Origin of the sequence: Paracidovorax valerianellae, from assembly GCF_900102625.1 — a bacterium.
GTDB lineage: Bacteria > Pseudomonadota > Gammaproteobacteria > Burkholderiales > Burkholderiaceae_C > Paracidovorax > Paracidovorax valerianellae.
Window position 1 is genome coordinate 44,772 of record NZ_FMZC01000018.1, and the last position, 20,712, is coordinate 65,483.

At 59.0% G+C, this 20,712-nt stretch carries 22 protein-coding genes; 7 read left to right on the forward strand and 15 right to left on the reverse strand.

The window, feature by feature from the left end; all coding sequences use genetic code 11:
- Nucleotides 1-15 precede the first annotated feature (15 nt).
- The 14 genes from BLT03_RS20760 to BLT03_RS20820 all read right to left on the reverse strand — a co-directional run bounded on the left by BLT03_RS20760 (nt 16) and on the right by BLT03_RS20820 (nt 12,301).
- On the reverse strand, nt 16-1,287 hold the full coding sequence (locus BLT03_RS20760) for a hypothetical protein (RefSeq protein WP_139160469.1): 1,272 nt from the start codon (nt 1,285-1,287) through the stop codon (nt 16-18).
- A gap of 44 nt (nt 1,288-1,331) precedes the next feature.
- A complete protein-coding gene (locus BLT03_RS20765; protein ID WP_139160470.1) occupies nt 1,332-2,423 on the reverse strand; it encodes an FkbM family methyltransferase in 1,092 nt (363 codons plus the stop codon).
- Nucleotides 2,398-2,559 (reverse strand): hypothetical protein, encoded by a 162-nt coding sequence (locus BLT03_RS24580; RefSeq protein ID WP_175537823.1) that lies wholly within the window; start codon nt 2,557-2,559, stop codon nt 2,398-2,400. Before BLT03_RS24580 ends, BLT03_RS20765 begins: the two co-directional genes overlap by 26 nt.
- 59 nt (nt 2,560-2,618) lie before the next feature.
- The gene (locus BLT03_RS20770) at nt 2,619-3,950 is read right to left on the reverse strand and encodes an FkbM family methyltransferase (protein ID WP_092745680.1); all 1,332 of its coding nucleotides are present in this window, start codon (nt 3,948-3,950) and stop codon (nt 2,619-2,621) included.
- A gap of 12 nt (nt 3,951-3,962) precedes the next feature.
- The gene (locus tag BLT03_RS20775; protein WP_092745681.1) at nt 3,963-4,589 is read right to left on the reverse strand and encodes a DapH/DapD/GlmU-related protein; all 627 of its coding nucleotides are present in this window, start codon (nt 4,587-4,589) and stop codon (nt 3,963-3,965) included.
- The gene (locus BLT03_RS20780; protein ID WP_092745682.1) at nt 4,579-5,730 is read right to left on the reverse strand and encodes an aromatic ring-hydroxylating oxygenase subunit alpha; all 1,152 of its coding nucleotides are present in this window, start codon (nt 5,728-5,730) and stop codon (nt 4,579-4,581) included. The genes BLT03_RS20775 and BLT03_RS20780 overlap by 11 nt, the downstream gene beginning before the upstream one ends.
- Nucleotides 5,731-5,734: 4 nt before the next feature.
- The gene (locus tag BLT03_RS20785; RefSeq protein WP_092745683.1) at nt 5,735-6,394 is read right to left on the reverse strand and encodes an LbetaH domain-containing protein; all 660 of its coding nucleotides are present in this window, start codon (nt 6,392-6,394) and stop codon (nt 5,735-5,737) included.
- On the reverse strand, nt 6,394-7,524 hold the full coding sequence (locus BLT03_RS20790) for an aromatic ring-hydroxylating oxygenase subunit alpha (protein WP_092745684.1): 1,131 nt from the start codon (nt 7,522-7,524) through the stop codon (nt 6,394-6,396). The genes BLT03_RS20785 and BLT03_RS20790 overlap by 1 nt, the downstream gene beginning before the upstream one ends.
- 4 nt (nt 7,525-7,528) lie before the next feature.
- A complete protein-coding gene (locus BLT03_RS20795) occupies nt 7,529-8,182 on the reverse strand; it encodes a NeuD/PglB/VioB family sugar acetyltransferase (RefSeq protein WP_092745685.1) in 654 nt (217 codons plus the stop codon).
- On the reverse strand, nt 8,179-8,949 hold the full coding sequence (locus BLT03_RS20800; RefSeq protein ID WP_092745686.1) for an SDR family NAD(P)-dependent oxidoreductase: 771 nt from the start codon (nt 8,947-8,949) through the stop codon (nt 8,179-8,181). Before BLT03_RS20800 ends, BLT03_RS20795 begins: the two co-directional genes overlap by 4 nt.
- Nucleotides 8,946-9,704 carry an SDR family NAD(P)-dependent oxidoreductase gene (locus BLT03_RS20805; RefSeq protein WP_217640192.1) on the reverse strand — a complete coding sequence of 253 codons (759 nt, stop codon included), beginning with the start codon at nt 9,702-9,704 and terminating at the stop codon, nt 8,946-8,948. The genes BLT03_RS20800 and BLT03_RS20805 overlap by 4 nt, the downstream gene beginning before the upstream one ends.
- The gene (locus BLT03_RS20810) at nt 9,701-10,738 is read right to left on the reverse strand and encodes a ketoacyl-ACP synthase III (protein ID WP_092745687.1); all 1,038 of its coding nucleotides are present in this window, start codon (nt 10,736-10,738) and stop codon (nt 9,701-9,703) included. Before BLT03_RS20810 ends, BLT03_RS20805 begins: the two co-directional genes overlap by 4 nt.
- Nucleotides 10,739-10,742: 4 nt before the next feature.
- Complete coding sequence (locus tag BLT03_RS20815; protein ID WP_092745688.1) at nt 10,743-10,973, reverse strand: acyl carrier protein; 231 nt, start codon at nt 10,971-10,973, stop codon at nt 10,743-10,745.
- 98 nt (nt 10,974-11,071) lie between these two features.
- On the reverse strand, nt 11,072-12,301 hold the full coding sequence (locus tag BLT03_RS20820) for a flagellin (RefSeq protein WP_092745689.1): 1,230 nt from the start codon (nt 12,299-12,301) through the stop codon (nt 11,072-11,074).
- Nucleotides 12,302-12,688: 387 nt separating this feature from the next.
- Between BLT03_RS20820 and BLT03_RS20825 the strand changes: the two genes are divergently transcribed.
- The 4 genes from BLT03_RS20825 (at nt 12,689) to BLT03_RS20840 (ending at nt 16,380) form a co-directional block, all read left to right on the forward strand.
- Nucleotides 12,689-13,912 (forward strand): flagellin, encoded by a 1,224-nt coding sequence (locus BLT03_RS20825; RefSeq protein WP_092745690.1) that lies wholly within the window; start codon nt 12,689-12,691, stop codon nt 13,910-13,912.
- A gap of 157 nt (nt 13,913-14,069) precedes the next feature.
- Nucleotides 14,070-15,494, forward strand: coding sequence for a flagellar filament capping protein FliD (gene fliD, locus BLT03_RS20830; protein ID WP_092745691.1), 1,425 nt, complete (start codon nt 14,070-14,072; stop codon nt 15,492-15,494).
- 158 nt (nt 15,495-15,652) lie between these two features.
- Nucleotides 15,653-16,078, forward strand: coding sequence for a flagellar export chaperone FliS (fliS, locus tag BLT03_RS20835; RefSeq protein ID WP_092745717.1), 426 nt, complete (start codon nt 15,653-15,655; stop codon nt 16,076-16,078).
- Between the two features lie 2 nt (nt 16,079-16,080).
- Entirely contained in the window at nt 16,081-16,380 is a 300-nt protein-coding gene (locus BLT03_RS20840; RefSeq protein WP_092745692.1) for a flagellar protein FliT, read from the forward strand.
- Between the two features lie 343 nt (nt 16,381-16,723).
- On the opposite strand, the gene fliE is transcribed toward BLT03_RS20840, so the two are convergent.
- The gene (gene fliE / locus BLT03_RS20845) at nt 16,724-17,032 is read right to left on the reverse strand and encodes a flagellar hook-basal body complex protein FliE (RefSeq protein ID WP_092745693.1); all 309 of its coding nucleotides are present in this window, start codon (nt 17,030-17,032) and stop codon (nt 16,724-16,726) included.
- A 171-nt stretch (nt 17,033-17,203) separates the two neighbouring features.
- On the opposite strand from fliE, the gene fliF reads away from it, so the two are divergent.
- Genes fliF through BLT03_RS20860 form a run of 3 tightly spaced genes read left to right on the forward strand, consistent with a single transcriptional unit; the run spans nt 17,204 to nt 20,650 of the window.
- A complete protein-coding gene (gene fliF / locus BLT03_RS20850; protein WP_092745694.1) occupies nt 17,204-18,892 on the forward strand; it encodes a flagellar basal-body MS-ring/collar protein FliF in 1,689 nt (562 codons plus the stop codon).
- A gap of 50 nt (nt 18,893-18,942) precedes the next feature.
- Nucleotides 18,943-19,938, forward strand: a complete 996-nt coding sequence (fliG, locus tag BLT03_RS20855; protein ID WP_092745695.1) for a flagellar motor switch protein FliG — start codon at nt 18,943-18,945, stop codon at nt 19,936-19,938.
- Nucleotides 19,922-20,650, forward strand: coding sequence for a FliH/SctL family protein (locus BLT03_RS20860; protein WP_092745696.1), 729 nt, complete (start codon nt 19,922-19,924; stop codon nt 20,648-20,650). Before fliG ends, BLT03_RS20860 begins: the two co-directional genes overlap by 17 nt.
- Nucleotides 20,651-20,712 lie beyond the last annotated feature (62 nt).

Sequence of the window (20,712 nt, forward strand, 5' to 3'; positions counted from 1 at the left end):
AATGGAAGGTGAAGGTCATCCGATCCGACGGGCAAAAAAATCAGCCATCGTCATTCCCGAGGACGACACGCTGCGCAATTGCTCCAGCGTGCCTTCAAAATCACCCTGCATCTCTTGCCACCATCCCAGCGAGGGCTCCAGCATGGGACGCAGCTTTAGGTTGAAAAGGGGTACATGCTTGATGGAGAACATCCGTGTGTCGGAATCGATTTCCACCAACCGGTCGCGAGCGAAACGATAGGCGTCTTCCAGCGTATCCGCGGGGTATCCCAGCGTTTGCGCATAGTGCATCCAAAGCGAGGACTCATAGGACAAATGGCGGAAATCCAAGAACGGCATGTCGAGGAATGCCGGATCGGCCAGCGAAGCCGGGAAGCTCTCCGCACCGCGGGGGTCTTCGGGCATGGACCACAGTTGCGCCATGTCCTCTGCACGCGAAATCATCAGCTTGTCCGAGAAGTGGAACGGCATGTAAGCCCATGAAGCCTGCAGCAGCACACCCATCTTTCCCACGTTCTTGCCTCCGTTGCCGAAGAGCCGATCCAGCGTGCGATAGACCGACCCAACCAGCACAGCATCGGAGCGCAGCCGAACGACATAGCGCACGCCGGCCTTCAACATCAATTGGCTGCCAGCCTTGCACGACCGGGTGATGTAGTTACGAGTGTCATAGCCGTTGGGAGGCGGTGGATCTATTTGTGCGAGCTCATCCACCCATGGACGGCAGGCATCGACCAACGCCGAATCTTCTGTGGTCCATGTCACCAGCGCAAGGTGCGCTGCAGGGTAGCGCATGCGGTGATAAGCCAGTGCCAGCAGCGTGAATTCGGTGATGGGCCCTTGCACGAATAGACCTAGCTCCGCAGGCTGCACAGCATGCGGTTTCTCCAGCCGCATACCACCCCGGACGGCGGATTGAAAAGCCTGCAATTCTTCAATCAGCCCTGCGTCATCGCCGAAGTCCACCGCACGCACCGTGCGGTAGTTGCCATAGGTATTGCGTATGGCATTCATGATCTCGGGCGCATAGGCCGAGAAAACCACGACCAGTACTTCGTCGTGCTTTTCCTCCAGCAGCGCTTCCGGTGGACGGACCGGAATACCGTGGATCGTCTTTCCCTGGTTTTCTTGGCGAGGACAAACGGTGTATTCGAGCGGCAGGGCCGTGTGGGGGAAGTAGTCGCGGAAAGCTTGTCCTGCTCCCCAGCCAATCAAGCGGATATTGGCCAGGTCGAGATCGGCATATTTCATGAGGACGCGAGATAGTCCTCCTCGGACGATGGCCATGGTTCTCTTCTCCAGCGCAGATTTCAATACTTAAATCAAGCGGCTTAGTAAAAGTACAAACAGGTGTCCCACCGTTCCTCAGTGTGGTGACGCAGACCTAGTACGTACCCGGTCGAAATACTATCGACATAGTTTGTTAAATCAAGCAGATCGGTCGGGCGGTGGTAAGCCGATAACGCAAGCTTCGGTTTTCCCCCTGCAATTGCCTTGGCACTGCCGCGCAAGGCGGCCAGTTCGAAACCCTCAATATCTATTTTGATGAAAGTAGGAATGTCATCAATGATCATGTCGACCGGTTGAACGCTGACGCGGTCTGGAGTGGCATCCAAGTTTGGCGCAACTACGCCAGCATGACCACCTAAATGATGGAAGGGGACCTCAGTGACGCGGTCACCTACGGCTACTGGATGCAATGTGATTTTGCTTTCCAATGGCGTGCCCGCGTACTTTCGTTGCAGTTTACGCAGCGTTTCGATGTTTTGGCGATCAGGTTCAATCATCCATGAGTGGGTGAACTGACCTCGGGTCACATCGATCAGGCCACTCGTTGATTCACCCACAGAAGCACCGCAGTCGACAAATTTCTCTTTATTCGTGAGAGAAAAAAGTCCAGAACGAAAATATAGCGTTGAATATGGTCGAGCAATGTTTAGATGCCATTCCGGATTGCAAGTTAAATGGAACATCATTACCCCATGCAGGGTTTCCAGCGAGTATGGGTCTGCAAACCGCTGGCCTATCGCCAAATAGTCATGGAACCTGGATGCGATAGAAGGTCCCCAGTCACAGATGCGGTAATCGATGATATCGTTCATGCCCAAAAGCCGTATGGCTTGTTCATGATTCAGACATGGCACATCGTGAAAGCGGCAAAGATTTTCGAAAAAGCGGCGTGAAAAATCGACGCGGCAACAGTTCAATGCCACCACGTCAGGGCTCTGCCGCACGAGTTCCAAAAATTTGTCGGTTGAGATAATTTCTATGCCATAGAAGAGCTCGCCCCGGTGGCATTTAAAGTCATCCACTACGTAAAGTACCCTTGCTCGGTCCCCGACATTCGAAATGAAGATGGCTGCAAAATCCTTGGTACCTAGCAAAATGAAAGGTGTTTCAGCCCCGCCGTGCAAAAATCTCACGGGCTTTTTCCGGGATGCAGAATAGAGGATCGTCTTTATAGGCAGTTAAAGTTTGCTGGAGAATTTCTTCATTAGTCAATCTTCCTAGGTTAAGGTGGGTGACCAGATCGCATGCAGGAAGCGGGGTGGAGTTCATGAAAGCAGTTGTGTAAGAGCCGCTTGAGGTGGAGGGCGTGAAGAGCAGAGCAGCCCAGTTCAATAACAGTAGCAAACCATCGCGTCCGGCACATGAGGGTTGTGCTGGCGTAGGCTCATGCGATATTCCTTACCGGTCTGCGCTACGAAGTCCAACAGCGTGATCAAGTCCTCGGGTTTGTGATAGACCGAAATCGCCATCTTTGGTCGATGGCGCTCGATCGTATTGCGCGCGCCCTCTAGCGCTTTTAATTCGCTACCCTCCACCTCCAGCTTGATAAGACTCGGAGGAAGTTCGCAAGCAGCATCGATCGATGTCGTAGGGATGCTGAAGCTGCCATCGCTTTCTTCTTCCGGGGCGTAGAGATGCTGGCTCATTCCAGCTTCGATCACATGCCCTGCCAGAGGCGCTTGGCTAGCAAGCGCCGTTTCCTTGGGAGCGTACTGAGTGGGATTGAACAGCAGGTTCGCTTCTTTGCTCCAGAGACCACGTTCGACGACTGCGATGCGGCTTACCAGTTCGGGAAGGTATTCGGCCTGCAACCTGCAAATACGCTCGCGGCAACGCTGTGCGACATCTGGGGAGGGCTCGAACGCATAGATCTTACGGAAACGCCCCTTCACAGCACGCAGGAATTGCTCCACGCTGTCCCCGTCAAAAGCGCCTCCATCCACGAAAATCTCTTCATCGGAAAAAGTGAAAAATGAACGATTGAAAAGATAGCTGCCGTGTCCGATACGGTCGGTGTTGTACCCCACGGCGCACTGCTGCAATATGCGAGGGTCGGCGCTCAGCCGGTAATTCAAGATGCTGAAGTAAGTAAATCTTGAATACGGATCGTCCAGTAATTGTGCGCAGCGCAGGAATTGATCGACATGCTGCACTGCATGTCGAAAGAAGGGCAAGCCATATACGAAAGTGTTACCAACACCTGACACCCGCTTAGTGTTCGCTGTGAGAATGCGGAAAGCCTCGAGCATTCGCAGTCCCCGTAAGCCATTCTGTGCCATAGCTCGAGAGAAGTGGTTGTCCCCTGCCACGGTGGCCACAGCGATGATCGAGACGATGTCTGCATCGCTTTGAGCAAGTGTTATCCATTGGTCTGTGGACAACACAGGAATTCCCATGCACTCCTGCTGCGAACGCAAGAGGAAATCGTCCACGATGCCAATCACCTCACAGTGATTAGCAAGGAATCTGAGTTCGCCCGGCATTTTGCTGCCGCACAACACGATTTTGCAGCCATTCAGGCTTCCGCCAGGATCGGCTTGGACCCAATCTGGCAAATCCACCCATGGGTTAAGTTGCAAGGCGTTCGCGCGGGTAATGTAGGAATGGCGGAGCAGGTCGAAATCAAAACCTTCGAAACTGTACGGTGTGGCGGTTTTCATAGCGGTGGGAATTCAGCCGTTCAGTATTACGACAGGCGAAGGAAACGCTGGCAAATGAAAAGTGCCGTTCGCGATTGACGCCGTGTAACGACGGGGCACATCGACAACGCAGCGTTTGCCGACCTGAATGCCGGCTTCGAGAAGTACGCCACTGCCAAGGGTGGCATGGGCGCCGATGATCGAGCCTGCGCCGATTTGAACACCATCCTCGATCCAAACCGACGCGCCAACGCGGCATCCATGGCCGATCACTGCTGCACATCCAATCACTGCGTTGAAGTCTAGTTTGCAGAGCGCTCCAATCACTGCCCCGGGGCCGATAGCACAGTTCTCTCCTATCACGGCACTTTGGGCAATTATTGCCCCTCGGCAAATGAGTGGAGGTAGACGGAAACCCCGCCCCTTGAGTTCTCCCATCAACTCCAACCTGCGGTAGTTAAGAAATTGCGGACCCCAAGCGACGAAAGCTGTTGCTCCCTGTGAAGACAAAGCATCTAGCCCCGAGCGATCAAAGCGATAGTCCTTGTCTTGGCCCACATCGATTCGGGAGAGGGTTTCTTCCGTGGCTGCCTCGGCCCAGTGGGCCATTGCCCAATCGAGTGACGGACCTGTCCCGATGACATATTTTCTAGAGGACATGACGGCCCTCCATTACGTCCATATACCAGCGCTCAACTCCGATGTTGGCAAACTCGAAGTCGCCAAGTGTGGCCCGTGGTGCGTCTGCATGCAATGCAGACTGCACCTTTTCCATCACCGCAATATCTTCCTTTAGGACCTTTTCGGCCCCTTCCAAGTGGGCCAGCAATACAGCTTCCGATGTGGAGTAGCGGCGTGTTTTGCGCGCAGTGACGTAATAAATGACCAAATCGGTGCGGTTGGCGGACACTGGTTGGTGGTGCTCAATGATGAAGGAATAGCCGCCCGAACCTGAAGCGACATGAAGGTTCGGGAAGACCAGCCAGTTCAAGTACCAGTCGTCAGTGCCGTAGCGCTCTACATGATCATGCCAAGCGTAATGGGTGGCATGCACCAGCGGCTCGTTCAGCCCTCCATTGCTTAAAGTGCGCAATACATACAAGTGTTCAGCTTGGCTTGAAGCTCCCAAACGATGGTACTGGTGCGCTTGGGCCACTGCAGCTTCATCCATCTGGACTTGAAATTTCACCTGTTGATAGACGCTCTGCTGATGCAGATAGCGAGGATGCAAACTGTCACGGAGGTTCTCATAGGCAAGTTTCCAGTTGAAGTGGCTCGGTAGCGTAGCCACCAAAACCTCGCTGTCGAAATGCTCGGATGCATCGCGTAGCGAAGACAACGCCTCCATCGAAAACTGGTGTTCAATCGACAGGGGACGGTCTGCCACATTAACGAATACTAAGTTGCCGATGCATTCCACCGGAAAGCGCCGTAACCGCAAACATGCGCGCTCCTGCTTTGGTAGCCGGTAAGCCGCGTCCTGAAAGGGTATGTTGTCTACCCTACCTTCCGAGTCGTAACCCCAGCCGTGGTAACTGCACACGAGAGGCCGGATACCCTGAGGCTGCTGCTGCAACGGGTTTTGCCGATGAAGGCATATGTTTTCGAACGCCTTCAATTCCCCATGGAAGTTCTGAACTACGACCTCAATGCCACAGATGTTTCGGGTAACAAAGGCATTGTGTTTTGCAAGCAGCATGCGCGGCGTCACGAATTGCCAAAGCGGGCGCATAAGCAATTGCTGCTCCCGTGCGAACCAGGTTTCGTCGATATAGGCTTCTGCAGGAATGGTCGAGCGCATGCTGTTAGCGTCTTTTTTCGAAACTGTACCCAGCACCAATCATCCGTGCTGGACGCGCAAAGTGCGGGGCAATGAAAGTGCCAGACCCCAAGTGTTCGGATGGTGCATCCACCCCATCTATGACGCAGTGGCGGCCGATGTGCAAACCCGCTCGCAAACGCTGGTCCGCTCCGATCACGCTGTGCGCTCCGATTTCGGCGCCTGTTCCAACTGAGGCGCCCGGCCCTAGCCAACTGTGCATCCCGATCTTGGCACCTGCATCGATGCGTGTGCCAGGATGAATCAGCACGTCGCTGGAGATACTCGCTGCTCTACCAATCAGCGTACCTGCGCCAATCCAAACGTTGTCAGCCAATCGGGCGTCCGGCGCAACAATGGCTTTTGCATGTACCAGTGTGGCCATACGCAATCCGCGCAGACGTGCTGCCCCATAGAGTTCGAGCCGGGCGTAGTTGAGTGCATTGTGGTCCACCGCCACAAAGAGAGTCGTGGCTGCAGGATCCAGCCCTTCGATCAATTCGCTCGCGGAGGCTGACAGAGCCGCCACACTGCTGGCCGCCCGCAATTGCCAGCCCTCTGGCAGCCCATGGCCCGGAGCATCGCTGGCGATCGCCTGGAACACTTCGCCCACCCCGATTAGGCAAAAGCTCTTGGTGGGATTCATTAAACGTCCTCTCCCATCAAGCGCAGATAAGTATCGGCCGCAGCTATCAGCCGCTCTTCGTAGATGCCGTGCCTTGCACGCGGTGCGCCAACATACAGATGAGATTGGAGTGCCTCCAAATGGCCCAAATCCTCATGCAATACCGCCACCTCGCTTTTGAGGTGGCCCCACAGGATGGCAGGCAGAGCGGGCAGTCGACGTGTTTCCTTGGCTGCACACAAAGTGAAGCGCACTTCCGTGCGATCGGGTGCCACGGGGTGGAACTGCTGCAGCAGAAAAGTCAGGCCCCCGAGCGAAATGAAGTTGACGTTCGGGTATAGAAAAAAGTTGTAGTAAAAGTCACCGTCGCCATATCGGCGCACTGCAGCATGCCAGGGCCACGGCTCTATACGAATGGGCGATCGGGTCCAGAAACTCTGTGCTGCCAAGCTACGGGTCAATGGATGGGCAGTGCTTGATGTTGAGTTCCCATCGGCTGCGTCCGCGTCCTGGCGGATATCCGAAATGCCTTCTCGCAACAGCGGTTGGAAGGTCTTCGGATGAATATATGGAACATGGTTGTAATCGAGCACGTTCTCATAGTTGAGCTTCCAGTTGTAGCGTGCGGGCAGATCGGCATGCACTGCCTGCGTACCGAAGTGACTGGTGATGTCCGCCAGTGCCCGCTGTAATTCAGGGCTGAACTGCTCGTCAAAGGGTAGCGGTTCGGAATCTAGGTTCACAAAAATCAGGTTGCCGACTTCCCGCACCGCGTATCGCTTCAAGCAAAGGTCTTTACGCTTTTCTGGGGAATAGGCGTATAGGCGCTGTTCGTGTGGAATCGTCTTGACCTTGCCCTCAGGGTCGAAGACCCATCCGTGGTAAGGGCATGCCATGCGTGCCTGGCCGAATGCTTCCTTTTGCAAAGGCATTTGGCGATGCGGGCACAGGTTTTCGAAGGCTCGGATTTCGCCATCGCAGTTCTGCAGCAGTACCGGGAGGCCTCCCAGTTCGCGGGTGGCGAATGCGTCAGGTTCTGCCAAAGCCGTGCGGAAGGCTGCAAACAGCCACAGCTTGCGAAAGACCTGGGTCTGCTCGCGCGCGAAGATTTCCTGATCCAAATAGTGCGCTGGTGAGAGCCGCGACAGCATGGTGCTACCGAAAGGAAAATGGCTTGGCAGGGTTGCCCATTACGGTAGTTCTTGGCGCCACATCGCGAATGACAACGCTGCCTGCACCAACTACGGCTCCATCACCAATGGTGATTCCTGGAAGGATAGTGGCATGGGGATGAATCACGACGTCGTTTCCGATCCGTGCACCACCGCCGATGAAGACGAAGCTGGCGATTTGACAGTAGTCGCCGATTTGCACATCGTATCCAACGATGGTGGTAGACAAAATAGTGACGAGTTCACCGACCTGCACGTCGGGGCCCAACGATACCTTGCGTTCAAAAAGTCCACCGGGCGAAAGCTGTACCCGCTCACCTGTTGTCAGGTCGGGCCGCAGAATGATGAAATTGGCGCCCTGCTTTCGCAGGTTGGCGCTGTACTGTCGTTTGGCAGCTGGGTCACCCAATGCGCAAACGAAAATGTCGCCCTCTTGCACTTGATACGTCAGAGGGTCGCCGAGGATAGGCAAGTCACTGGGGTTGTGAAGGTCCACTCGATTGTCGAGAAACCCTTTGACGTCCCAGGCCACGCCACAGGCCAGGTCGGAGCGCGCCAAGCTGGCAGTTGCACGGCCAAAGCCGCCTGCGCCAACGATCAGCACATGATTGGAGACAGTCTTTTGCTCCGTGGTCATACAAACTCCACGCCCCCATCCATGCTGAAAACGGCGCCAGTGACCTTGGTGCTGGCTCCACTCAGGAAATATAAGCAAGCGTGAGCTACATCGGCAGGCAGACCGATTCCCAGCGGGTAGCGTTTACGGCTTTCCTCAAACCAATCTTTGTCCTCGGTGATCAGCGTGGTTTCTACCAGGCCTGGGCAAAGGGCGTTGGCGCGAATTCCCCGCTTGGCCAGTTCGAGCGCCAGTGGGCGTAGCGTCCCCACCAGCGCGGCCTTAGAGCCCGCATAGGGACCGACGCCGACGGTGCCCGTCAGCGCTGCGATGGATGACAGAAATACCAATGATCCCCCGGGACGAATCTGCCCTTTGGCTAGCAGGTGGCGTGTCAGCATCATCGGCGCGACGTAATTCGTCTCCATGACCTGGGCCAGAAAAGCGTCACCCACCATCTTCATGGGCGCAAGACCGCGAATCCCGGCGCTATGCACCACTCCATCGAGCGGGCCGCAGTCGGAGGCAAATTGTTTGCGAGCAGCCACATCGGTTAGCTCAGCCGCCAACACCCGATGGCCGGAACCTTCCAGGCTGTCCAGCGTCTCTTGCAGGCGTGCGGCGTCGCGTCCTGCAATTACCACCTGTGCGCCGGCAGCGGCGCATTGCCTCGCTACCTCTTGACCGATGCCTTTCGAGGCGCCGGTCACCAGCACTGTTTTGCCTTCCAGACCGAAGATGCGCCTGGCTGCGGCGAACGCGGCATCAGTGGTGACGACGGTATTCATAGCCGGATCGGCAGAGAGATGCCGCCATCAAGGGTCAACGTGGTTCGCGTGATCCAGCGGCTGGCAGGAGAAAGCAACCAAGCCGCTGCAGGAGCGACATCATCCGGGGTCACTGTGCCGAGAGGGGTCAATGCGATTTTTTCACTCATGTCGGCGGCGCTTCCCAGGCGTTGGAGCATGGGGGTATCGACATAACCAGGCGCAATGCAGTTGGAGCGTATGCGTTGCTTTGCATGCTCGAGTCCCAAAGTCCGAGATGCTGCCTCGAGCGCTGCCTTTGAGGCAGCGTAAGCACCAGCGGCCTGCGGCGCAGCCCGAGCCGACAGAGCGCTGATGAAAACCAGCGAAGCTCCTTCGCGCAGTTTGCGCTTGTGCAGCAAGCGTTGCGCCAGCCCGATCGGCGCCAGATAGTTGACCGCAAGCATTTGCTGCAGGTATTTTTCACTGGCCATGCGCATCGGCACCAGGGTCGCGACGCCGGCGCACGAGACCAGACCATCGAAATGCGGGGCCGACTGCACCAGCGCATCGAGCGTGGCAGGGTCGGTGATGTCGCCCGCGACCACGGTGTGTCCTGATCCCGCTAAACCGGCGTGAGTAATTTCCAGCCGTTCGGAATCCCGTCCGCTCAGGCACAGCTCGGCGCCGAGTTCTGAGCAGAGCTTGGCTACAGCAGCACCGATTCCGGAAGAAGCCCCCGTCACAAGAACCCGGCGGCCATGCAGGCTGAAATGGGCCGTGGGCTCGTTAATCACGAGATCAAAAGCGGTGGGAACACCGCGTTTTCGATGTCAAGAATGCATGTCCCCCAGGACAGGCCGATTCCGAAACCGCCCAGCAAGAGCTTGTGGCTCCCGTGAGCCAACGTCTCAGCGATGCGGGCTGTCATAGTCACCGGAAGCGACGCGCCGCTGGTGTTGCCAAAATCCGCCAAAGTGGAAGGCACCTTTTCAGGGGGAAGCGCCAGCTTCTTGCGAATGGTCTCGTTGATCATCCGGTTGGCTTGGTGAAAGATGAAGAAGTCGATGTCTTCCGCAGTGAGATTCGCGTATTCCAGCGCGCGCCGCACGGAAGGAGGAACCTGTTGCGTTGAAAAACTCAATACGGCAGGGCCATCCAGAATCAGTTCGGACGGCCAATGCAGGGTGCCGTCTTCGTCGCGTGTCGGAACGCTGTGCTGGGGACCAAAAGGTTCACGATGCCCGCCTACCGGCAGCATGATGGCTTTGTAGCCACTGCCGTCGCTGTTGAGGTCGAAGTGCATTGGCGGCGCAGCGGGATCGAACTCAAGCGCAGTTGCTGTCCCTGCATCCGAAAAAAGTGGATCGTTCAAGGTGGCGCAACGGTCGCCCACCAGCACTAACCCTTTTTTGATTGCACCGGAGGCAATCATGCTTCCCAAGATATGCAATCCGAACGGATAGCCAGAACAGCCTAGATTCACATCGAAGGCAATGGTAGCTTGCGAAAGTTTGAGCCGATCTTGCAGGATGATGGCTGTCGCCGGAATAAGGTAGTCCGGCGATTGGGTAACGACAATCAGCGCGTCGATTTCCTCGCGTTGCCAATTCAGTGTGTCGAGCAAGGTGCCTGTGGCGTCGAATGCCAGATCGGAAAACGTCTGCCATTCCTGACAAATGCGGCGTTGCTGGATGCCGATGTTGCGTACCAGACGCTCGCGCTCCGATCGGATTTTTGGGGCGGCGTCGTCGATGTTGTGCAGGATGCGTTTAGGAACGCAGCTGGCCATGCCTGCGAACCGGACATTGCGTAGCGTGGACAGCCCCATGGTGCTAACCCAAGAGTTTGTACAGATCGGTGATTGTGGCGCAGTTCTTCAGATCGTCTCCGACGATCGTTTTGCCGTAGTCGACATCGAACATGACGATCACGCCCAAAGCGGCGAGCGAGTCCCACTCGGGCAGGCTGAGCAAGGGTGTCTCAGGCGTGACCTCAACCGGGTCCTGGAAGTCGACCGCGACCAGAAAACTTTCGATGAATTGCTCGATGGTGGGGGTGGACATAGTGGCTCCAGGGCAAAGAAAGAGCCCGGGTGGCGAATGCCGCCGGGCAAGGCTTGAAATGGTTGCGCGGCAGTGTAGCCGCGAATTTCAGCGGCTCCTTATCCCTGCAGCAGCTTCAGCACCTGCTGTGGCAACTGGTTGGCCTGGGCCACCATCGCGGTGCCAGCCTGTTGCAGGATCTGCGTGCGCGAAAGGTTGGCCGTTTCCTTGGCAAAGTCAGCGTCCATGATCCGGCCGCGTGCCGCCGACATGTTCTCGCCCTGGATGTCGATGTTGGCAATCGCGTTCTCGAAGCGGCTTTGCAGGGCGCCCAGATCGGCACGGGCCGAGTTCACCTGGTCGATCGCGCTGTCGATCTTCTTCAAGGCCACCCAGGCTTCGCTTTGCGTCCCGATATTGACGCTGTCGATCCCTTTTTGTGCACTGCCCGTGGCATTTGTCAGCGTGGGAGGAACAAAACCCGTAGTGGCCACGGTAAACCCGGTCGTTCCGCCAAATGTGACGGCCTCTGGCACGGGGGGGATGGCATTCGTCAGTTTCGACGATGCGAATTCGAGCCCGTAGCTGCCGTCGTCGTTCTTGGTGAGGAACGCGGTCACGCCGGTGTCGGCCGTCTTGTTATTGATGGCCGAAATCACCTGGCCCAGGCGCTCCACGCCGGAGCCGGCTGCTTTGATGCTGCCCAGATCAATGGCGGAGGCGGTACCGACCTGAATGGTCAGCCCACCTGCCGGAATGGCACTTCCGAAGGCCGAGATGGATGCGTCGGAGGCATCTACGGCAATGGCCGTGCTCGTGCTGGAGAACATGATGCTGGACAGTCCCGAGGCGCGCGTGTCTGCTAGGGCGCCCAGCGTGACGTTGTCGCCGGAGTTGGCGCCAACTTGAAACAAGGCACCAGCAAAGCTGCCGTCCAGAATCTTCTGGCCGTTGAAGCTGGTCTGCTTGGAGACGCGGTCGATTTCGTCGGTGAGCTGCTTGACTTCGGATTGCAAGGCAGCCCGGTCGGCTTTGCTGTTGGTGGCATTGCTGGCCTGGACGGCCAGTTCGCGCATCCGTTGCAGCATGTCGCCGACCTTGCCCAGGGCGCCTTCTGCGGTCTGGGCCAGGGAAATGCCGTCGTTGGCATTGCGGGATGCCACCGCCAGCCCCTTGACCTGGGTATTCATGCGTTCGGCGATGGCCAGGCCGGCGGCATCGTCCTTGGCGCTGTTGACGCGCAGGCCGGAAGACAGCCGCTGCATCGTAGTCGTCAAGGATGCAGCCGACATTCCCAGGTTGCGCTGGGCGTTGAGTGAAGCGATGTTGGTGTTGATCGTCGAGGCCATTACGGAACTCCTTCGCAAAAGGGACAAGGCACAGTTGCCGTGGCCAAGGACACCTCTCCGTCAGCGGTAACCCTAGCGTTGGGAGAATTCTCTCTAGATGGCTGTTTCCCGGCGTTGGGAAAAAAGGGCAGAAAACCGCCCATCTCCACCCTTGTATGGCTACGGCGCAGATGCCGCTCAGAGGGAACGCGCATTTTTTTTGCACGAGGAGGCTCAAGTTCTGCAGGGGCTGCCCGATAACCTAACCAACAGGTTCAAGCGAATTTGTTGACCGGCAAGCGATGGATTGGTTCACGTGACTGCCGCCCCGGTCTTGGCAGCTGACCATGGGGGTCAGCGTTGTGATCGGCGGTCTAGCCGGAATTTAAGTTACCAAGGAGCATTTCAATGGCCTCTACCATCAACACCAATGTTGCCTCGCTCAACGCTCAACGCAATCTGGGCATGTCGGCGAACTCTCTCACCACCTCGATGCAGCGCCTGTCTTCCGGCCTGCGCGTCAACAGCGCCAAGGACGATGCCGCCGGCCTGTCGATCGCCGAGCGCATGAACACCCAGATCAAGGGTCTGACCGTGGCAGCCCGCAATGCCAACGACGGCATCTCGCTGGCTCAAACGGCTGAAGGCGCCTTGGGCAAGGTCGGCGACATGCTGCAACGGATGCGTGAACTGTCGGTGCAGGCCAGCAATGCCACCAACAGCACCAAGGACCGCGCAGCCCTGCAGTCCGAAGTGAAGCAGCTCACCGATGAAATCGACCGCGTTGCCAAGCAAACCAGCTTCAACGGCCAAAAGATTCTGGACGGCAGCTTCGCTGGAGCCCTGTTCCAAGTGGGTGCCAACTCTGGTGAAAACATCACTGTCGGCGCTTTGACGAATTCTTCGGCTTCCGGCTTGTCGAACATCGAATACTCCACGGGCAGCGTGACGGCTTTGAACGCTTCCGATGCCACGGTCACGGGCTTCAGCACTAAGATCGCAACCGGTGGCCTGACGATCCAGGTGGGCTCGTCGTCCGCCATCGATCTGGGCGAGATCAAGGCAGCGGGTTCTGGCGTGGAACGCCTGGGCCAAGTGGTATCCGCAATCAATAACAAGTCCGCCGATACCGGTGTGACCGCTTTCTTGACCAAGAAGGACGACGGCACGTATGACCTGGAGTTCGCGTCTTCCAAGCTGACTGGCGCAACGCCTCCAGTGCCTGAAACCATCACGTTCGGCGGCACCACCGGCTTCTCCGTAGCGAACACGGGCTTTGCAGCCCCCACGCTCGCGGCAGCCACAGGCACCGACAAGAAGGGTATCGACACCGTGACCGTCGCGACGCAAAAGGACGCTTGGGTTTCGCTGAAGAAGATCGACAGCGCGATCGACCAGGTCAACTCCGCCCGTGCCGACCTCGGCGCTCTGCAAAGCCGCTTCGAGAATTCGGTCGGCAACATCGACATTCAGGCTGAAAACCTGTCCGCATCGCGCGGCCGTATCGTGGACGCCGACTTCGCCAAGGAAACGGCCAACCTGTCGCGCACGCAGATCCTGCAACAGGCTGGCACCGCGATGGTGGCCCAGGCCAACCAGCTGCCCCAGGGCGTGCTGTCCCTGCTGCGTTAATCGGTGGCTTATAAGGGGTAACGGATCGGTCCGAACCCTCTTAAGCGGCGACAGGGCCACTCCTGTCGCCGCTTTTCCTGCTTTTAGATCGAAGCGATTCTCGCCACAATCGTGTATTGATTGTTGATGGTGGCCTCGGCTGCCTGGGAGACCAAAAATGGGTATTACCTCGATAGGCATTGGCAGCGGGCTCAACGTGGAAAACATCGTCAGCCAGACGGTGGCGCTGGAAAAGCGGCCTCTCGTGCAGCTGCAATCCAGAGCGGACACCATTCAGACCAAGATTTCCACGTTTTCCCAGGTGAAATCGCTGCTGTCGACCTTGTCGGATGCGGCGGCCAAGCTCACCCGGGACAGCGCCTGGAATGGCATGGCGGTCAGTTCTTCCAACAGTGCAGCGGTCACGGCCACGGTGTCGGGCATCGCCAGCGCCTCATCCTTCGGCGTCAGCGTGCAGCAACTGGCCCGTGCGCAGTCGAATGCGTCAACTGCGGTGGCCAAGGATTCCGTGGTCGGCGCCGGCAGCATGAGCATTCAGCTGGGTACCTGGGATTCGACTGCCAACCCGCCGACGTTCGGTGTCGGGTCTGGCAAGCCGGTCAATATCTCGGTCAGCGCGACCGACACGATCACCAATATCGCAGCCAAGATCAATGAGGGCGACGCTGGCGTTACCGCGACCGTGCTGCGCGATGCATCGGGCGAGCGGCTTCTATTGCGCTCCAAGACCACGGGTGAAGAGTCCGGGTTCCGGGTGCAGGTCTCCGAAGATTCTGCAGCGCCAGGATTGTCGAAGCTGGCGTTCGATCCGCAAAACTCTCCGGGCGTGGGCCTTGCTGCCAATACCGTTCAGTACGCGCAGAACACGTTGGCGAAGATCAATGGCATCAGCGTTTCGTCCAAGGACAACACGTTCACCGAAGCCATCCCCGGTCTCACGCTGACGGTATCGCAGGTCACCACGGCCGATGTGGAAATGGGCGTGAAGGCCGATACGGCGACGATGAAGAAGAACGTCCAGGACTTCGTGAACGCCTACAACGCCGTTAACGATCTGCTGGGGTCTTCCACCAAATACGACAGCGAGACCAAATCCAAGGGCGTACTGCAAGGCGACAGCACTGCGGTGGGGTTGCAGAATTCGCTGCGCGCGGCCATTGGTGCCGCGACGGGCGGTAGCTCTTCGTTGCAGACGCTTTCCGATATCGGGCTGGAATTGCAGCGCGGCGGCAAGATGACGGTGGACAACACCAAGCTGGACAACGCTCTGAAGACGCCCGACACGCTCAAGCAATTGTTCGCCGCCGATCCCGCTACGGGGGGTGTCGGCACGGGGGCCGCCGTGCGCATGAAGACGTTCACGTCCGGGTTGCTGGCGCTCGACGGGCTCATGAACAACAAGTCCGACGCACTGGACCTCGAAGTCAAGCGCAACACTTCCGACCAAGACAAAGTGAACGACCGCGCGGCCGTGTTGGAAAAACGGATGCGAGCGCAGTACACAGCGCTCGACAAGCAGATGGGCAATCTTTCTGCGCTCAACAGCTACATCACGCAGCAGGTCGCGCAGTGGAACAAGTGAGTCTTTCGCTCACGCCAGCCGACACTTTTCGGCTCGGCTGAGCGCTGGACGATGCACTGCAACACTGCCTTGCCGAAACGCCAAAACACCTCGCAAATGTCCTTGAGTTCCTTCCTGATTTGCCGATATTGACTGTAAGTAGCATGAAGGAGTTCTCGATGTACACGCCAGTCAGTTCCCGCGCCGCCTCGGTCTATCGGCAGGTCGGTGTGCAATCCAGTGTGGATGGTGCATCCCCCCATCAGTTGATCCAGATGTTGTTCGATGGCCTGGTGCAATCGCTCAACGCCGCCCGCGGCTCCATGCAGCGTGGCGACGTCGAGGAGAAGGGTCGCCATCTGGGCAAGGCGGTGCGCATCATCGAAGAGGGGCTCAAGGGCGGCCTCAACCCCGTACAAGGCGGGGAACTGGCCGCCAACCTGCGTTCGCTGTACGACTACTGTGTGAGTCGGCTCACCATGGCCAACCTGCGCAACGACGTGACGCTGGTGGAAGAAGTCGTCAACCTGATCACGCCGGTGGCGCAAGGTTGGGGAGAGATCGGTTCTGGTGGCCGTCCAGCGGGCCAGGGCGGAGGAAATTAAGAATGTCTGAAATGCTCATCGATTACTACAAAGCCATCGAAGACAGCAGCGCCAAGATGCTGGAGGCTGCCAAGCTCAAGGATTGGGACGGGGTGGTGCGCTATGAAGGCGCCTGTGCCGTGCTGATCGAGCAACTGCGCTTCAAGGCCCAGGAGCACGACCTGCTGCCTGAACACCGCCGGGAAAAGACGCGCATCATGCAGCGCATCCTGAGCAACGACGCGCAGATCCGCTGCCTGGCGGAACCCTGGTTGTCGCAGTTCGAGCATCTGCTGGAGCGACAGCCGCAGATGATGCACTGACGGATGCCTGCCTGCCCCGGGGCCTCGGGCTCGGGCAGGCGTTGGCAGGGTTTGCTTCCTGCGTGATGGGCCGGCGACCGTCGGCGCAAGCCTCAGACCCTGAGACCACGCAGTGTTGTTTTATGGAACAGCCGTGGCGCTGGTCCTGTTGGGTACGGCGAAGATGAAAAATCCCGCCAACGCCGCACCAGTGCAAAGCTGGATGGGGTGGCGGGATGAACGAGGCAAGCTGATGGCTATATCAGCCAAATTGGCCTCTAGCGCAATGAAATCAACGGCAGTGCGCTATGAAAATAATAGCAAATGGCGCGGGCGCGCTTTCAATGCGTTTTGCAGTCAGGCATCACACCTGCATGTTCATGATGTCGGTGTAGGCCTGAACCATGCGGTTGCGTACATGCAGCGTGGCCTGAAACCCGATCTGGGCCTTCTGGATCGCCACCATGGTTTCTTCCAGGCTCACGGCCGGGTTTTCCATCTGCACTTCCTTTTGCAAGTCCGCTGCCTTGTTCTGCGAGGCGCTGACTGACTGCAGGGCTCCCTTGAGCGCTGAGGAAAAACCGACTTCCTGAGAGTCCTGCGGCGCCGTGGCACGGCGCGCCAGGCCAGCGCCTGCTAGTGGCGTGGTGGGGCTTGATATGCGGAGGTCCATGGCTGTGTCCGAAGGTATGGCGGGATGGTGCAATCCTAGGGGCGCCGCGGCGCTTCATCCTGGGGAATAGATGGTGAAACGACGGCCTTATCTCGGCGATGCGGGAACCGGGCTCGTCCAATAATCGCCCCACGCCAACCCTCTGCCGGGTCGGTCCTTTTGGAAAGCACCATGTCCGCAGTTGCTGAAATCCCTGTCATCACTCCCGCCAACCCTTCGTGGATGCAGCGGTTTTCCGCGCTCGAACGGGGCCAGCGGATGCGGCTGGGTGCCGGCATGGTGCTGCTCATCGCTGCGGTGATCGCTGCGGCTGTGTTCAGTCGCCAGCCGGACTACCGGGTGCTGTTCGCCAACCTGAGCGACAAGGATGGCGGCGCCATCGTGGCCCAGCTCTCGACGATGAACGTGCCTTACAAGTATGCGGAGGGCGGTGGCGCCATCCTGATTCCTGCCGACCGCGTGCACGACGTGCGGTTGCGCTTGGCCACCCAAGGCTTGCCCAAGGGCTCGGTGACGGGCTTCGAATTGATGGAGACGAACCGGTTCGGCGTGACCCAGTTCCAGGAACGTCTGAATTTCCAGCGCGGCCTCGAAGGCGAACTCACCCGTTCCATCCAGGCGCTGTCTTCCGTGCAAAGCGCACGCGTGCATCTGGCCCTGCCCAATCAGAACGGATTTTTCCGGGAGCAGCAAAAGCCTTCGGCCTCCGTGCTGCTTAGCTTGTTTCCCGGCCGTTTTCTGGACCGCACCCAGTTGGCCGGCATCGTGCACCTGGTGGCCTCCAGCGTGCCTGAGCTGTCTCCGGCGGCCGTGAGCGTGCTGGACGACACCGGCAAGCTGCTGTCCCAATCGCCCGACACGGCAGCGGGCTCGGGCGTCGATGCGCAGCAGCTGAGCTACGTGCAGCAGATCGAGCAGCAATACACCCGCCGCATTCTGGACATCCTCGAGCCGGTGGTGGGCAAGAACAACGTCAAGGCGCAGGTCACGGCCGAGGTCGATTTCAGCCAGACCGAATCCACGTCCGAGCAGCACCGCCCTAACCAGACGCCCGACGCGAGTGCGGTGCGCAGCCAGCAGGTCGTGGAAAGCGGCGGTGCCCAGGGCAACCAGCCGCCCAGCGGCGTGCCTGGCGCAACGAGCAACCAGCCGCCCCAGCCTTCGACGGCGCCCATCAACGGCGCAAATCCCGCCCCGACTACCGCGAACGGCCAGCAGGGCGCTCAGGGAACGGGCGCAAAACGCGAGTCCATCACCAACTACGAAGTGGACAAGACGGTCCGTGTGACGCGCGGTGGCAGCGGAGCCCTCAAGCGGGTGAGCGCGGCGGTGGTGGTCAATTACCAGGCCGTGGCCGAAGGCGCTGGCAAGGCGCCGACCAACAAGGCGCTGTCGGCCGCGCAACTGGAGCAGATGACGGCGCTGGTGCGCGAAACCATCGGCTTCAACAAGGACCGTGGCGACTCCGTCAACCTGATGAACACGCCGTTTCTGGTGGATGTCACGCCCGTGGTGGACCTGCCGCTGTGGAAGCAGCCTGAAATGATCGAACTGGCCAAGAGCCTGGGCTGGCCGGTGGGAATGTCGCTGTTCGCCGCCATGGTGCTGCTCGGACTGGTGCGCCCCGCCATCAAGGGCATGGGCAAGCCACGTGCCATTCCGGTGGTGGCTCAAGGCGGCCAGCTGGATGCCATCGAGGCCGAAGAGCCCCAGCGCCCCGCGCTGGCCGCACCGACCAAGCCCGAGGACGCGGTTCAGACGCCCGAGCAACTGCGCCTTGAAGAAGCCCGTGTGCTGGCCAAGGAGAACCCGATGGCGGTGGCAAACATTCTCAAGACGTGGGTTAACGGCGAGTCGTGATGCAACGCATGCGATGATTTCCGACCGACGCATGAAACCACGAGCTTTCCATGGATGACCAAGGCCTGAACGATGCCGCGATTTTGCTGATGTCCCTCGGCGAAGAGGAAGCCGCCGAGGTTTTCAAGCATTTGTCGCCGAAGGAAGTGCAAAAACTGGGCGAGACCATCGCCCGCATGCGCTCCGTCTCGCGCGAGAAGGTGGATTCGGTCATCAACCGTTTCTCGGGTGACGCCGCTGCCCAGAGCCTGCTGGTGTCGGACACCAGCAACTACGTGCGGGCGGTGCTCAAGCGCGCGCTGGGCGACGACAAGGCCGCGCTGCTGATCGACCGCATCTTGCAGGGCGGCGATGTGTCCGGGATCGAAAGCCTGAAGTGGATGGACCCGCTGTCGGTGGCCGAGTTGCTGCGCAACGAGCACCCGCAGATCGTCGCGGCCATTCTGGTGCACCTGGATTCGGAGCAGGCGGCCGCCGTGCTCATGCAGCTCACTGATCGGCAGCGCAGCGAAGTGCTGCTGCGGGTGGCCACGCTGGAAGGCATTCAGCCCACCGCGCTCAAGGACCTCAACGAGGTGCTCTTCAAGGTGCTCGCCGGCGGCGACAAGATCCGCAAGAGCTCGCTGGGTGGCGTCAAGGCCGCGGCCGAAATCATCAACCTGCTGGGCTCCAACATGGACAGCGTGGTGCTGGAGTCGATCCGCGGGTACGACCCCGATCTGGCCCAGAAGATCATGGACAAGATGTTCGTCTTCGACGACGTGCTCAAGCTCGACGACCGTGCGATCCAGACGGTGCTCAAGGAAGTGGCGTCCGAAACCCTCATCGTGGCACTCAAGGGTGCTGTGCCCGAGTTGCGCGAGAAGTTTTTGGCCAACATGTCGTCCCGTGCTGCCGAAGCCATGCGCGAAGACCTGGAATCGCGCGGTCCGATGCGGCTGTCCGAAGTGGAAGCCCAGCAGAAGGAAATTCTCAAGACGGTGCGGCGCCTGTCGGATGAAGGCCAGATCGTGATCGGAGGCGGCGGTGATGACGCATTCGTATAACCCTCGCAGTTACAGCCGCTTCATCCCGAGCGAAGAGGTCGGGGACGTCACGCAATGGCAGTTCGGCGCCGTGGACGGGTCGGACCTGCTGCCTCCGGTGGCGGAACCCGAGCCTGAGCCGCTGCCGGTGGTTTTCGACGAGCCGACCCATCTGGCGGCCCTGGAGGCCGCGCGTGCCGAAGGCTTCGAACAGGGGCAGGCCCATGGCGAAGAAAAGGCCGGGCTGGAATGGCAGCAGCGCATGGACGACTACATCGCAGGCCAAGGCCGCGAAGTCGCTCAGCGGCTGGAGCAGGCGGTGCAGGCGGCGGATGCCAGCCTGGCCGGCATGCAGCAGCACGTCGCGCAGGAAGTGCTTCAGCTGGCGTGCGACATCGCCCGCCAGGTCATCCGCCAGGAACTGGCAGGTCAGCCCCTCACCTTGCTGCCGGTGGTGCGTGAGGCTTTGGGCATGCTGGTGGCTGAAGGCCGCCCCGCCACGGTGCGCATGAACCCGGCGGATTTCAACGTGCTGGAAAAACCCTTGAGCGAAGCGTATGCCGGTGCCAAGGTGCAGTGGCTGCCCGACGCGGCCGTGGCCGAAGGCGACTGTTTCGTCGAGTCGGCCGGCACGGTGATCGATGGCTCGCTGGGCCGTCGCTGGGAGCGTGCCATCGCATCGCTGGGCCTGTCGTCGCCTTGGGACGCCGGCAAGGATGAAGACCATGGCTGATTCGCTTTCCGCTGTTGAAGCGCCTTCGAGTGCGGATGCCGAAGCGGGCTCGGCGCTTCCTG